Annotated in this window: 10 protein-coding genes; 1 reads left to right on the top strand and 9 read right to left on the bottom strand. The window is 68.1% G+C overall.

Annotation, left to right across the window (positions count from 1 at the left end; all coding sequences use genetic code 11):
* Positions 1 to 14: 14 nt before the first annotated feature.
* The 5 genes from CACI_RS42645 to CACI_RS51855 form a co-directional block, all read right to left on the bottom strand.
* Positions 15 to 857, bottom strand: coding sequence for a hypothetical protein (locus tag CACI_RS42645; protein WP_143765635.1), 843 nt, complete (start codon positions 855 to 857; stop codon positions 15 to 17).
* The gene (locus tag CACI_RS42640) at positions 854 to 5,323 is read right to left on the bottom strand and encodes a toxin C-terminal domain-containing protein (RefSeq protein ID WP_015797175.1); all 4,470 of its coding nucleotides are present in this window, start codon (positions 5,321 to 5,323) and stop codon (positions 854 to 856) included. The genes CACI_RS42645 and CACI_RS42640 overlap by 4 nt, the downstream gene beginning before the upstream one ends.
* Before the next feature lie 212 nt (positions 5,324 to 5,535).
* A complete protein-coding gene (locus CACI_RS42635; RefSeq protein WP_015797174.1) occupies positions 5,536 to 7,656 on the bottom strand; it encodes an MFS transporter in 2,121 nt (706 codons plus the stop codon).
* Between the two features lie 41 nt (positions 7,657 to 7,697).
* Positions 7,698 to 8,150, bottom strand: coding sequence for a hypothetical protein (locus CACI_RS42630; protein ID WP_143765634.1), 453 nt, complete (start codon positions 8,148 to 8,150; stop codon positions 7,698 to 7,700).
* A 142-nt stretch (positions 8,151 to 8,292) separates the two neighbouring features.
* Positions 8,293 to 8,457: a hypothetical protein gene (locus CACI_RS51855; protein ID WP_190276698.1), complete on the bottom strand. Its 165-nt coding sequence runs from the start codon at positions 8,455 to 8,457 to the stop codon at positions 8,293 to 8,295.
* Positions 8,458 to 8,698: 241 nt separating this feature from the next.
* On the opposite strand from CACI_RS51855, the gene CACI_RS42620 reads away from it, so the two are divergent.
* Complete coding sequence (locus CACI_RS42620; RefSeq protein ID WP_015797171.1) at positions 8,699 to 10,645, top strand: S53 family peptidase; 1,947 nt, start codon at positions 8,699 to 8,701, stop codon at positions 10,643 to 10,645.
* 38 nt (positions 10,646 to 10,683) lie between these two features.
* Here CACI_RS42620 and CACI_RS42615 read toward each other — a convergent pair whose 3' ends face one another.
* The 4 genes from CACI_RS42615 to CACI_RS42600 all read right to left on the bottom strand — a co-directional run bounded on the left by CACI_RS42615 (position 10,684) and on the right by CACI_RS42600 (position 13,547).
* The gene (locus CACI_RS42615; protein WP_015797170.1) at positions 10,684 to 11,715 is read right to left on the bottom strand and encodes a sensor histidine kinase; all 1,032 of its coding nucleotides are present in this window, start codon (positions 11,713 to 11,715) and stop codon (positions 10,684 to 10,686) included.
* Entirely contained in the window at positions 11,712 to 12,368 is a 657-nt protein-coding gene (locus CACI_RS42610; protein ID WP_015797169.1) for a response regulator transcription factor, read from the bottom strand. Before CACI_RS42610 ends, CACI_RS42615 begins: the two co-directional genes overlap by 4 nt.
* A gap of 62 nt (positions 12,369 to 12,430) precedes the next feature.
* Positions 12,431 to 12,712, bottom strand: a complete 282-nt coding sequence (locus CACI_RS42605) for a hypothetical protein (RefSeq protein ID WP_015797168.1) — start codon at positions 12,710 to 12,712, stop codon at positions 12,431 to 12,433.
* 64 nt (positions 12,713 to 12,776) lie between these two features.
* Complete coding sequence (locus CACI_RS42600; protein WP_015797167.1) at positions 12,777 to 13,547, bottom strand: hypothetical protein; 771 nt, start codon at positions 13,545 to 13,547, stop codon at positions 12,777 to 12,779.
* Positions 13,548 to 13,753 lie beyond the last annotated feature (206 nt).

The following is a 13,753-nucleotide window of genomic DNA, read 5'->3' as shown; positions in this document are numbered from 1 at the left end:
GATCAGGCCGCATGCTACGCCGTCTCGTCTTCCCACCGTGCGCGCACAACACCGTCAGCATCCGGAACAACCGCGCGCCACTTAGCCAGCGCTTCGTCGGGGATGAGCAGTGACAGGTCCCCGACGGTCGCTTCCTCGAAGCCGTCCTCCAGCGCCTCAGGACTCGGATCGAGCTCTGGTGCGACGACCACTGACAGCAGCGACCCAGGCTCGACCGTTCGCGCCAGCTCCTGGGCTTGGGTTGTCCCAGGAGTCACGAGGAACCACCGAAGGCCCAGAGCGCCATACGCCCAGCGCTCAGCAAGCAGCGTCGGCTGAGGCGCAGCGGCTGACGCGGCAGCCTCGACCTCGGCCCAGAACGCTTCGTCCGCGACGGCGGTGATGAGCTTCGTGTCCTCGGGATCCACGCTCGGCGGATCGCGCCACTCCAGCCGCAACACCGGGTCTTGCTCCGCATGCGGCAGCTGAAGTTCCGCAGGCCTGGCGGGCAGAAGAACGTGCACCGCGCCGTCCCATCCCGAAGCCAGCTCGAATCCGCCGGGAGCCTGGATCGTGAGGTAGGGACCGTCTCCGATCACCATGCCGACAGCCAGATCCAGCGCCTCGGGGACGTCGATGGTCGCGCCGGGGCGCAGTCGTGCGAAGCGCTCCGGAAGGGGCTCGTTGATGATCAGACTGTCGACTGTCAGGGTTCCGGCGCCGGCTTCCGCTCCGGCTCCGGCGCCGATGCCGACGCTGTCCAGCAGCTCGGCCAACACCGCGCGCAGCGCCTGCTCGTAGGCACTCCAGCCTGCGGCGTCGCCGAGGCCGGCGGCGACCTCGGCGGACGCGGGGGCGATGACGAGCTCGACGGTCACTTCGCGACCCATTTCAGACCGGACACGTTCCCGCTCCCATCGACGTCGAGATCGTAGGTGCCGTCGCGACCCGTGTCCTTGGTGGTCTGGAACGGTTTCTCGAAGCTGGCGCCCTTGAAGATACCGCCGCTGTGGCCGGTCCGGTCGTAGGTGATGTACTTCGGCTGGCCGCCGCCGGCCTTCTTGTTCACCCAGATCGGCTGCTTGCCCGCCGACATTTCCTTGGTCTTCTTGTAGCCGAGATATTTGGCGACGTCGTCAGCCTGGCTCTTCGGCATCACGTTCTCGTTGGAGCCGTTGCCGCCCCGGGCGTTGCCGGAGGCCGGGTAGAGGCCGAGCGGGTCGCTGTCGGCGAGCGGGTTGCCGACGTAGCCGTACTGGTTCGGCGCCGGCTCCAGACCCAGTGGGTCGGGCGTGAGGTACGCGGCCGCTTCCGGGTCGTAATAGCGGTTGAGGTTGTAGTGCAGTCCGGTCTCAGAGTCGTGATACTGCCCCGGGAAACGCAGCGGGAATTCGTCCGCGTCCGGCGGGACGATATCCGCGGGCAATCCCCAGATGGACGCGCGCCGTTGTTGCCACACCACATGGCCGTCAGCGCTGACGAGCTCCGTAGGTGTGCCGACGGGGTCGGTCACGACAAGCGCGAAGTCCGGCTCCGACGCAGACACCGGAGCCACGTCGTACGTCACAGCCACGTCGGGATCCACAGACCCGGCCGCCGGCGTGTGCGTATGCTGAGCGATCGGCGTGAAGGTGTCGGGCAGATAGTCCCAGGTCGTGACCGTGCCGTCGGCCGCCGTGACGGCAGCCAGCCGGGTCTTGTCCCACGTGAAGCGGATCTGCTCGGCCACGCTGCCGTCCCCGTTCAGGCGGACCTTGCCGACGCGGCGACCCAGCGGGTCGTACTGATACGTCCACACGACGTTCTCGGGCGTCCGCGCGGCCACGAGCCGATTGCGCGCATCCCAGCGGTAGTCCCAGGTCTTCGTGCCACCGGAAAGCAGGCGGCGGGTCTTCGAGACCACCCGGCCCATCGCATCGTGCCGGTAGACGGTCCGTCCGGCAGAGCTGATGAGCGTGCCGTCGTGGACATAGACAACCGATTCGCTGTTCTGGCTGTTGGTCGACGCCAGATTGCCCAGGGCGTCATATGCGTAGGACTCGTGCCAACCCTCGGCCTGGACGCCAGCCACCCGCCCGGCCTTGGTCAGTTCGAAGCGACGCGTGCCGGTCCGCACATCGCGGATTTCAGAGAGCAGATCCGTCGGCGAGTACGCGAAATCCCGCGCGACCAGAGCCGACGTTCCGAACGTGACCCGCTGTGCGGCCAAGCGCCCCGCGGCATCGAATCCGCGCGTCATGCTCAGCTTGCGATCCGCCACCCAGCCGGTGGCACGACCGGCCGCGTCCGTCGTGAACGCGATCTCGTGACCGGACGAGCTGAGCCGTGTAAGCGCGCCGCCCGGCGAAAACTCCCACGATGCCTCGTGCCCCTGCGACAGCCGAAGTCCGGCGGCACGGCCCGCCGCGTCGTAGCGATACGACACGGCGTGCCCGTCCACGGTCTCCGTGACGAGCCGCCCCACCGCGTCGTACGTCCGGCTGAGTTCCGTTCCCGGCGCCGTGGCTGCGATCATGCGCCCTGCAGCGTCGAAGCTGTAGCGGGTGACGTCGCCGTCCGCGTCCATCGCCAGCACCCTGCCGACGGGGTCATGGAGGAACTGCTGCCGCCGGCCCTCGGCCTGCGACAGGACGGTCATCTGACCGACGGCATCCCGCTCGTAGTCGATGCGCCGGCCGTTGAAGTCGGTCTCAGCCACGAGATGCCCGACGGGGTTGTACTCGTAGCGCCAGGCGGCTCCGGTCGGTCCGGTGACCGTCGTCAGCCGCATCTGGCCGTCGTACGCGAAGCGATAGGCCGCGCCGTCCGCCTCAGTGCGTCCGACCAAGGTGTTCAAGAACGTGTACTGCCACGTACGCACCGAGCCGTCCGGCGCTTGCTCGCCGCTCAGGTTGCTCTCGAGGTCGTAGCTGAAGGTCCACGTCGCGCCGTCCGGCATGATGCGCGTCAGCAGGTTGCCGCGCGAGTCGTAGTGCTGTTCCGTGACGCGACCGGAGCCGTCAGTCAAAGTACTGATACGTCCTGCCGCGTCGCGCGTGGTGGTCGTGACCGAACCGTCGGGGTCCATTACCCGCACCGGCAACCCGACCGCGTCGCACTCGACGGTGATCGCATGCCCAGCCGGATCGGTCATCCGGCTCAGATATCCGTTCGCGGTGTACTCGTAGGACGTGACGGCGCCCAACGGGTCGGTCTCCGTCGCCAGGCGGCCCATCGCGTCATACGAGTACTGCCATACCGCTCCGATGGCGTCCGTGATCTGCTCGGGCAGTCCCGGTGCGGCCCACGTCGTCGTGGTCTCCGCGCCGTCGGCCATGACCGAGCGGAGAACCTGCCCGAGTCCGTCGCGTTCGAAGGTGGTCGCGCGTCCCATTTCGTCGACCACCGACAGCTGGTTCCCATACCGGTCCAGCTCGCGCAGTTCGACGTTGCCGGCCGGGTCGGTGACCGCCACGATCCGGCCGCGCTCGTCGTAGCCGTAGCGCGTGACGTTCCCGTCGGAGTCGGTGACGAGGGTGAAGCGCTCTTCGTCGTGGTAGTCGAACGACGCGGTCAGGAACCCGTGGTTACCCTGGCCGTGGACGACGCGGCCGCGCTCGTCGTAGGTGTAGTGGTAGTCCATCCCGAGCCGGTCCTGCCAGCCGGTGATCCGGTTCTGCTCGTCCCAGGAGTACTGGAGGGAGTTGCCCTCGGGGTCCATGACGCGGCTCAGGCGGCCGCGTTCGTCGTAGCCGAATCCGATGAGCAGAGCGGATTCCGCGTCATCGCCAACCAACCTCAGGGCACTGATGCGCTGCCCGGATGCCGTCTCGCGGAGGTCCACAGCGACTCGGTAGCCGCCCGAGTGCCGCACCTCGACCGGCGTCCCGAGGGCGTCACGGATGTACTCGACACGGTTGCCGCTCCGGTCGCTCATGGCTATGAGGTCGCGGATCTGCCCGGTGTCCTCGCTGTAATGCACTGTCGGGAAGTGCCATGTGTAGCCGCGTATCGGATCACTGATACGTATCTCGTCGGCCGCGGTGTCCCAGACCAGCGGCCAAGGGGCGCCTTCGCGCGGGTAGACCGTGTCGCCGGGCTCGCTTGGCAGCGCGTAGTGCAGGGTCTGCGCGTCGTCGCCGACGAAGTGGATCCCGGCGGCGTTCACCGACAGCCGTTGGTCGAGCGTCGAGGCCCAGCCGGGTCCGAACAGGCGCCCGGTGTCGTACTTCGAGGCGTAGGCGCGGCGCAGGATCAGCGGCAGGACGCCCGGCAGCACGACGTCGTCGTCCCAGGTCAGCATCTGGCCCGAGACCACGTCGACGGGGTCGCCGTCCGTGGTGGCGCCGGCATTGCCGTCGACCTCCTGGCCACCCCTCTCGGCGGTTGAAGCCGCATCGCCTTCAGCGTCCTTCTCCGCGCTGCCCAGGAGGTTGCGCCCCTCGCCTTCGGCCTCGCCCCCGAGCTTGCCCAGCATGCGTCCGCCGACGAACTGTAGGCCGAGCATCCCGGCGCCCATGAGCGCGTCGCCCCAGTGGCCCTGCATCGCGTCGCCGGTGATCTTCATGGCAGTGCCGGCGATGGCGATGATGTTGTCGGCTTCGGCGAGGGCGGCGGTGACGACGTCGACGCCGGGGATCCAGGAGGTGGCCAGCGCCAGGATGTCGAGGAAGGGGGCGAGTTCGTTGGCGATGTCGGCGATTTCGCCGCCGACTTCGGACAGGACCTCGCCGACGTGTTCCCACCAGTGTTTGTTGTGGATGCCGTCGGATTGGGCGTGATGCAGGGCACTGCCACAGGTCTTCGCCGCGTTGATGCGGTCGTTGTAGGCGTCGTTGGCTTGCTTGGCCAACGCGGCCATGTGGGCTTTGGCGTTGTTCAGGTTGGTCTGCGCGGTGTCGTGCGCGGTCTGGGCATCCGTAACAGCCTGCGGGTTCGGCGTTGTGGCATGGCTCTGCTGTGCCGTCTTCAAATCAGTGGCAGCGTTGTTGGCGTTGCTGGTGGCGCGTTGCAGATTCGAGTTGGCGTCTTGTGCCTGACGCAGCGCGGTGTCGGCTTTGGTTTGCGCCGCCTGAAGCTGCGGCGCATACGCCGACAGCGCATCGGAGGCTTCGCTGTAGGACGTGTACAGCTTCTGCAGCCGCCCCGGCAACGGACCGAACTGGCCCTTGAACGCATCAGCAGTCTGACCCACCCACTGCAACGCCGTAGCATCCGACCCGAACGAGTTCAGGCTGTGATACGCCGCTTCCGCATCGTGGGCAAAGTCCCCGAAGGCTTTCGCCAGCGCCTGCACCGATTCCACCACGCCGGGAGTCGGATCCCCATCCAACCCCAGAACATCCCACCCCGTCGGACGCGCCATTGGTAAGCTCCCCGTTTTTCGCTCTGCCCCGCCCTGCCCATTACATGGCAGACAATGGCATGGGAGTGTACAAGCTCGTCACGACTGTGCGGAGTCTGGCACTCCTGTTTGCCCTGTACGCGGAACAGCCCTCGCTCTGCGTCTGCCGCAGTTCAAGGGCTGTTCCGGAAGAGGCGCGACGGTCCACCGGGGAGGTCGACCGTTGAGCTGGGTCAGCGCGCCTGCTGCCCGCCTGTCCGCTCCGTCGCCAGGGCGGCGAGTTCACGAGCGACCGCGCTGTTGTGCGCGGCGGCGTCGGCGCGGGCCTTGGACGGGGCCCAGCGTCCGGTGAGCAGCCAGATGGACGGCAGGAAGAGCAGCTGGCCGACGAAGCAGATCCACCACCAGCGCTGCCATTGCGACGGACTGTCCTTGGCGGCCTTCTGCACCAGCGGTGCTTCCTTCTGCAGGTGGGTCAGCGCCGACGTCACCGCGGGGTCCTTCAGGCCGCGGCCGTAGGTGTTCAGGAACGTCAGGTCGGCTGCCGGGACGGTGCCCAGCGCTGTGAGCTTCGTCAGCGCCTGCTGGAGTATCGGGCCGTCGGTGCGGAGCAGGGCCAGGTCGGTCGGCGGGACTTGGGCCAGCGCTTGCAGGTCCGCGGTGGCCGTGGCGACCGGTACGTGCAGTCCGGCGGCTATCTCGCCGACAGCCTTGCCCAGCGTCCCCGGGTCGGGCGCGCCACCGGTCGCCAGCGCCGCCTGGGTCGCCGGGTCGAGCGTGGCGGCGGTGGCGAGCTGCGCTTGGTAGCGCGTGCTGAGCGTCTGCACCTGGGCGATTTCGAGGACTGATTTGCCGGAGACCTCGCTCAGCGCGGTGGCCCGGGTCAGCTGGTCGTTCGGATTCGCGATGAGGGCGGCGGAGGTTGCCGGGCTGAGCTGTGCGGCGGTCGCGAGTTCGGAGGCGTCCTGGGCGGCGAGCGTCTGCGCGCGGACCGCGATGCTCGGGTCCGCTGCCACCGCCTTGACGATCGCGTTCTGCGACGCGTTCAGGGTCGGGTCCTGGCCCGAGACCGCGGCAGAGACCCCCGGTCCCCGGTCGACCAGGGTCTCGGCGGACGGAATCGCGACGGGAAGCGAGCCCAGCGCCGCCACGACGATGATGCGCAGCGTCGCGCCCCAGATCGCGAGGCCGGTGGCCATGGCGGCAGGGCTGTGCTGCTCCACGGTCTCGGTGAACGCCGCCATCCACGCCGCGAAGGCGATCGCGCCGCCGACCGAGATGAGGACGATGATCCAGGCGAAGTGGTAGTAGCTGGTGTCGGCGTGCGAACTGGCATTGGCGAACAGCGCCACGCCGACGGTGCTGATGAGCGCGCCGACCAGCATGAACGGCTTGCGCACGCGCAGCCGGTCGGACAGCACGCCGGCGACGATCAGGGCGCCGGCCTGGAAGCCCCAGTACCAGTTTCCGAGGGCGTTCGCGCGGGCCAGGCTGTAGCCGAAGGTCGTGGAGTAGAAGACTATGAACAAGCCGACAGCCATGTAGAAGAACAGCAGGAAGACGCCGATCCCGAACGCCGATCCGATCACGTCGGCGCGCAGCACCTGCCGCCACCGGCCTTCGGTCTCCCGCTCCGGGTCGATACCGCGGGCCCGCGCCTCGACCACGGCCTGGTCCCGCAGGCTGACCATCAGCTGGTCGCGCAGCCGCGGCGCCAGTTCCCGCAGCCCGAAGAAGGCGATCACGAACACCGCCAGGCCCACGATGCCGCAGAACCGGAACTGGTACTGCCAATCGGGATGCGCGTTCAGGGTGTTGCTCGAGACCTCGGTCACCAACAGGGAGCCGACGACCGGACCGAGCGTCCAGAAGCCCATCGCCGAGGCCCGGCCGACCTGCGGCGAGAAGTCGCGCACCAGCGCCGGGCTCGCCACCAGGACGACGCCCTCGACGACGCTGACCAGGCCGAACAGGAGCAGGTATGTCAGCTTGCTGTGAGCGTTGGGCAACGCGAACAGCACCAGTAGTCCGGTCAGGGCCAATCCGTAGACCACCAGGTTCGCGCGTCCCCAACGGTCTGCGAGCCCGGCGACGATCGACCCCACCGCGCCGAGCCCGTAGCCCGTCACGATGATGCCGATGAGGTACGCCAAGGACATGTGCAGCTGCGCGGCGATCTGCGTCGACACCGCGTTCTGCACAAAGAGCTCGTAGTACAAGGTGACCGTGGTGATCACGACGATGCCCAGATAGAGCGCCCGTGCTCCGTTACCGGGATACCGGTCGAGTTGGCGTCCCCATAGCCCGCGCTTGGCTTCGATCGGCGGCGCGGCCGGGATGGTCGGTGCTGACATGTGGGTACCTCTTCTAAGGGGGAGGCGGCAGTCCGCGAGTGTCAGATCGCGGGCGGGTTCTTCGGCTTCCGGCCGTCACTGTGCGCGCGACCGGAAGAATTGCGCGCCGCCCGACCGGACGCATTACGCGCCGCCCGCCCCTTGCGAGGCGCAGTACGTCGGACGTCGTCGATGATGAGCACGGCGAACGCCTCAGGGATGTCACAGCTCCGCGCGATATGCGAGGCGGACGAGTCGTTCCGCGCCAGGTAGTAGGCCCGCTGAATCAAAGGACTGAAGCGCTCCCGCGGCCGCCGAGGCAACTCCCCGACACGCGAGCCAGAGCGCGAAGCAGACCGAGGGGCAGCCTCAGCAGCCCGCACCTCCGCCCGCTTGAAACTGGCCTCCATCGCCACCGTGATGACCACCACGACCGTCACCATCGTCAGCAACCCAGCCGTGATCCCCCGCACCCGCGCCGGCATCACCGTCACCACCGCGACCTGCAACGCCACAAAGGCAACACAAACCCTGACAAGCCGCATACTCCCGGCACGCCGCCGAGTCCGCTCGGCATTCGTTGCGGTATCGCCCATCAGCCAGCCCCGCCCTAGTAAGTCAAACCCCTAATACAGACCCCATCGCCGACCCAGCACCTCAGTCCCCGCCCGCCACCCCGGACGCACGCCGCGCCCCGCCGTTCGCCACAGCCGGGTCACCTTGCGGTGCGGCATGCCGATAGTCGGCGTCGGTATCGGTGTTGGAGCCGGAGCCGGAGCCGGAGTACGAGAACATCGCGCCAGGCATGACCCAGCCAGTCATCTCCAGCGCGTACTGCACCACGTCCTGAGGCGTGTACGGCGGTCGTTGACAGCTCGCACGAACACCTGAAGCCTGTCGTCTCCCCATGCCGCTCATCGTGACGACGCAGTCGCCGAAGAGCTTCTCCATCATTGCCGGGTGAGGGCGACGCATCTCATGGCCGCGATCGTGACGGGAGGTTTCGTCGCCGTAAGCACGCGCGGTAACGGCAACGTAAGCACTCGCCGACCAGCATGGCGGCATGATTCGAAAGCAACGACTCGTATCAGGGTTCGCAGTCCTCGCGGTGGCCGCGTCCGCTGTCGGGACTGCCGCGACGTGGGCTGCCGCGGCGCCCCTGCCGTCCGAGGCGGTGGTGGGTGCTGTGCCGAGTTGGACTGGACAGGCGACTGACCTGGGTGCGACCAGCGGGCAGCAGCAACTGACGACGACGCTCTATCTCGGTGGTCAGGATCCGGCTGGGCTGGCTGCCTATGCGCGCGCTGTGTCGGACCCGCGTAGCCCGGCGTTCCATCACTACCTGTCCGCTGCGGAGGCCTTGCGGCGCTTCGGGCCGGACCCCGCGCGTGCCGCCGAGGTCGCGGGGTGGCTGAAGCGCGCTGGTTTCACGGTTACCAGTCCCGATCCGCAAGAGCTGGTCGCTCAGGGCAGTGTCGCGGCCGCCGACAACGCGTTCGGGGTCGCGCTGCATGACTACCGACTGGCTGGCAACGCGCGGCGCGCCCCGCAGTCACCGCCTCGGGTACCAGCCAACCTGGCTACCGCTGTGGTCGGTATATCAGGGCTCGATACGACGCCGTCGACCCTGCAGCTGGACGATCTCGGCGCCGCATCCGGCTCTACGAGCGCCGCGACCTGTTCCGACTACTTCGGCCAGCAGCCCGCGACCAGCGTGCCCGCCGCGTATGGCGCGACCCCGCCCTGGAGCGTGTGCGGCTACGCCTCGACGCAGCTGCGCGGCGCCTACGGACTGACCGCCGCCGGGCTCGACGGCAGTGGGTCCACCGTCGCCATCGTCCTGGCGGGTGCGGTGCCCGACATGCTGTCCGATGCGAACGCGGTCGCCGCGCAGCAGGGCGGTGCGGCGTTCCGGCCGGGGCAGTACAGCGAGGATCTGTTGTGCAGCGCTGATGACAGCTGCACCGGCGCGAAGGCGGACGGCTTCCGCAGCGAGGAGATCCTCGACGTCGAGGCCGTCCACGCGATCGCGCCCGGGGCGAACGTCCGCTACGTCGGAACCTCGACCGCGGGCACGGACGCGTCGGCCTCGCTGCTGGCCGGGCTCACCGATGTCGTCGATCGGCATCTGGCGGACGTCGTCAGCGATTCCTGGTACCTCAAGGGCAGCGACTCGGGAATCCCCGCAGACGTCGTCGCAGAGTACGAACATGTCTTCCAGCTCGGCGCCGTCGAGGGCATCGGCTTCGCCTTCGGCGCCGGCGACGCGGGCGACCAGAGCTTCGAGTCCGCCGACGGCCACCCCAGCGTGAACTTCCCGGCCGCCGATCCGTGGGTGACCGCGGTGGGTGGCACCAGCCTGGCTGTCGACGCGCACGACGGCTACGCATGGGAGACCGGCTGGGGCGACAAGGCGGCGACGCTGACCGCTGACGGTACCGGCTGGAACCAGGCGCCCGGCGCCTTCATCGGCGGAAGCGGCGGCGGTCGCAGTACGCGCTTCGCGCAGCCCTTCTACCAGCGGGGCACTGTTCCGGCGGCGCTGAGCACCGGCGCTACAGGCGGCGCGATGCGGGTGCTGCCGGACATCGCCGCGGACGCCGACCCCTACACCGGACTGCAAACCGGAGCCTGGCAGGTTCCAGCCGGCGACGGCTCGCCGGTGTGGAAGAACAGCACGAACGGCGGCACCAGCCTCGCAACGCCGCTGATCGCGGGAATCGAAGCGGCAGCGCAGCAGGCCGAGCACGGCGTGCCGATCGGGTTCGCCAACCCCGTCCTCTACGCGCTGCCGATAGGGCTCCTCCACGATGTCACCGATCACCCGCTCGGCGCGGGCACTCCGATTGCGGTCGCCGTCCCCGTCGCCAAGGTGAAGAACGCGCAGGGCCCCGGACTCATCACCTTCGGTCTGGACACTGGTCTACAGGCCGGACCGGGCTATGACGACGTCACCGGCTTGGGATCGCCGAGTGCCGCGTATCTCAAGGCGTTCCGGCGCTGGCACTGAGCGCGCGCCTCGACGTCCGAGCAGGGCGGTCGCGCGCATCATCGTAGGCTGATACTCACCGCCAGGCCGCCCTGCCGTCCGGGCCGGACGCGAATCCGGCCGCCGTGGGCCGTCGTGATGGCCCGGACGATCGACAGGCCGAGCCCGGACCCTTCGCCGCGCGATCCCCGTTCGAAGGGCTCGAACAATCGCGCTACGTCCCCGGGCGGGACCGGCCGTCCCGAGTTCTCGATCCGCAGCGTTCGATCGGTGCCGACGTCCACCTCGACTGTTCCGCCTGGCTGGTTGTAGGCGATCGCGTTGCGCATCAGATTGCCGACCAGATGGCCCAACAGCACCTCGTCGCCTAGGACCAGCACCGGCGACGGGGACTCGGCGTGCGGCTTCGTTCGCGTCACCAGGCGGACCCCGGCTTCGTCCGCGTCCTCCGCATACCGCGCTACCTCCGCGGCGACAAGGAGATCCAGCCTGACCGGTTCTCGCTCGTGCACTCCGCTCTCGCTGCTCGCAAGGAGCAGCAGGCCGTCAATCAGCTTCTGCGTCCGGATGTTCGCCGTCAGGAGCTGCTCCCGTACCTCTGCCAGTTCCGCAGGAGTCGGGTCCTCCAGCCCGATCTGGATGGCGGCTCGCTGGACGGCCAAGGGAGTGCGCAGCTCGTGCGAGGCATTCGCCGCGAACCGGCGCTGCCCGGCGATCATGGTGTGGACCGGTCGCAGCGCGCGCCCGGCCATCCACCAGCCGAGGGCGCCGGCGAGGACCGTCAGGGCGGCCAGCGACCACAGGCCGTAGACCAAGATCTGGTGCACCGCATTGGCGTTCGCCTCGGCGACGGCGTGGGTCGCCGCCTCCCGCGCCGCCGTTAGCTTCGCGCTATCGGTCAGGGCGCGAGAATCGCCGCTGTTCGGCGTCACGATGATCTCAGCGGTCTTGTTCGGCAGTCGCGCTTTGACCAGCAGATAGGCGACGCCCATCAGCACCGTCCCGCCGACCAGGAACACGGTGGTCAGCGCCGCTGTCAGTCGGCACTGCGCCGAGTTTCGCAAGACGCGGAGACACGTCGCGGGGTTCATGAGATCCGGTACCCGGAGCCGATCACCGTTTCGACGACGTCCGGTTTCCCGAGCTTGCTCCTGAGCTTGCTGAGCGTGACGCGGACCGTGTTGGTGAAGGGGTCGGCGTTCGCGTCCCACACGCTTTCCAGGAGCCGTTCGCTACTGACGACCGTTCCGTCGGCCGCGAGCAGCGCCTCCAGAATCCCGAACTCCTTCAACGACAGCGGTAAGTAGGTCCCGTCCCGAAAAGCCTGCCGCCGACCACTGTCCAACCGAATCCCCGCTCGCTCCAGCACCGGCGGCAGCGGCGCCTGCGCACGTCTTCCCAGCGCCAGCACCCGCGCCACCAACTCGTCGTAGTCGAAGGGCTTGGGCAGGTAGTCATCGGCGCCCAGGTTGAGCCCCGCGACCCGCTCAGTCGGCGCAGCCGCCGCCGTCAGCATCAGAATCCTGACCCGCGCCCGGCCGGCAGCCAGCCGGCGACACACCTCGTCCCCATGCACCTCAGGCAGATCGCGATCCAGCACCAGCACGTCATAGTCATCAACAGCCAGCCGCTCCAGCGCCTCACCACCATCAAGCGCGACATCCACAGCCATCGCCCGCCGACGCAACCCCTTCGCAAGCAACGCCGCCAGCGCAGGCTCGTCCTCAGCGATCAGAACCCTCACGGACCCTCCTTACCGCGCTCCGGGTTTCGTCCGTGTAAGCCACTCACGAGCTGGCGCCTGGTTCATTTCCGGACGAACGGCTCCTCGCCAAGAATCACCGAGGCAATCATCGACGCCGCCGCACTCGCCCTGATCCGCGTCGGCGCGAACGAGTAAGAGATCCGCCCGCGCTGGGCGGAGAGGTAGACCAACCGCCCCCCCGTCAGCGTCGCAGCGTACCGACCATCAGAGGCGAACACCGTCTCCCCATCAAGCCGACCCACCTGAACCCCCGCCTTGTCGAACAGATTCCCCCCGACCTCACGGATCGGCGCACCCATCTTCGTATAGAGCAACCGCTCCATAAGTCACCCCTCACACGCGGCATACGTCTGCGACGCCGAAATAGAAGCCTAGATGGGGTTTCACTCAGAGCGCGAGAAGCAGGATCAGCCCTCCGGCCACCGTGAGGACCGCCCCGAACCGGCCGAGGAATACTGCCAGCTCCCGCTGGTTCGCAGCGTTCGTCCGGCGCCGCGCGATAACCGTCGATCGCTCATCAGTCGTGAAAACGGTGAAACGGTCATGCTTCGCCGGAGCCAGCATCACCGACCCGTTCTGCTGCCTGGTGGACCCGAGCACGTACACCTGTCGACCAGCGACGAGACGGATCTCCCACAGCTGAAGCGTCTCACTCCGACGGGTGTCGTCCAAGAACTTGCGCGGTACGAGCGACTCGACGCGACCGCTCGGATCCGAGCCGAGTACACGATAAGTCAGCTCGGTGGCGACCGGGTCGTCCAGATTCGGGGCACTGATGAGGAAGGCAGGGTCGACGAGAACCGCTCCGGAACTGTCGCTGAGCGCGGGCGGGCCCGGGGCGGCATAGGTGAAAAGCACGTCCTCGGGCGGCGGACTCTCGTCCTTGCTACGGCTAGGCGAGCGAACCAGCTGGATGCGATACCAGGCGCACTCGACCTCACTGACCGGCGCCCGAACCGGACCCCCCAGGCCGAAACCGACCGTGCCCAGCACCGCCACCCGCCGCACGCCGGCCCGCAACGTGCCAATGGGAACGATCGCCGTCCCCTCGACAAGCCGGCGCGCCCGATTCGAACCCATCTTGAGCGCCAGCGACGTGCCGCTCGCGATGAGCAAGCAGATACCCAACAGAGCCACCAGGACTCCGGCAGTAACCATGCCGCCAGAGTAGAGACGTCGAACGAAGATTCGGCGACATGCAGACCAACGGCGATGGTCGCGAGGTGACGCACGAGCGGTCAGCAGCACGGGGGGTGCGTGCGTCACGGGGTAGCTGGCGCGTCGTCACATCAAGAGAACCAGGTAAAGGAAAAGACTGACGCGGGGACCGCATCTGAGACCCCATGCCGAAAGGGCGGTAACCG

The sequence above is a fragment of the Catenulispora acidiphila DSM 44928 genome, assembly GCF_000024025.1.
Taxonomy (GTDB): Bacteria; Actinomycetota; Actinomycetes; order Streptomycetales; family Catenulisporaceae; genus Catenulispora; species Catenulispora acidiphila.
Note: the sequence above shows the minus strand (reverse complement) of the source record. Positions and strands in the feature narration are given on the sequence as shown.

Excerpts from the sequence above, each read along its gene's own strand:
- CACI_RS42605 (WP_015797168.1), bottom strand. The coding sequence starts at position 12,712 with ATGGAGCGGTTGCTCTATACGAAGATGGGTGCGCCGATCCGTGAGGTC.
- CACI_RS42635 (WP_015797174.1), bottom strand. The coding sequence starts at position 7,656 with ATGTCAGCACCGACCATCCCGGCCGCGCCGCCGATCGAAGCCAAGCGC.
- CACI_RS42620 (WP_015797171.1), top strand. The coding sequence starts at position 8,699 with ATGATTCGAAAGCAACGACTCGTATCAGGGTTCGCAGTCCTCGCGGTG.
- CACI_RS51855 (WP_190276698.1), bottom strand. The coding sequence starts at position 8,457 with ATGACTGGCTGGGTCATGCCTGGCGCGATGTTCTCGTACTCCGGCTCC.
- CACI_RS42615 (WP_015797170.1), bottom strand. The coding sequence starts at position 11,715 with ATGAACCCCGCGACGTGTCTCCGCGTCTTGCGAAACTCGGCGCAGTGC.
- CACI_RS42600 (WP_015797167.1), bottom strand. The coding sequence starts at position 13,547 with ATGGTTACTGCCGGAGTCCTGGTGGCTCTGTTGGGTATCTGCTTGCTC.
- CACI_RS42640 (WP_015797175.1), bottom strand. The coding sequence starts at position 5,323 with ATGGCGCGTCCGACGGGGTGGGATGTTCTGGGGTTGGATGGGGATCCG.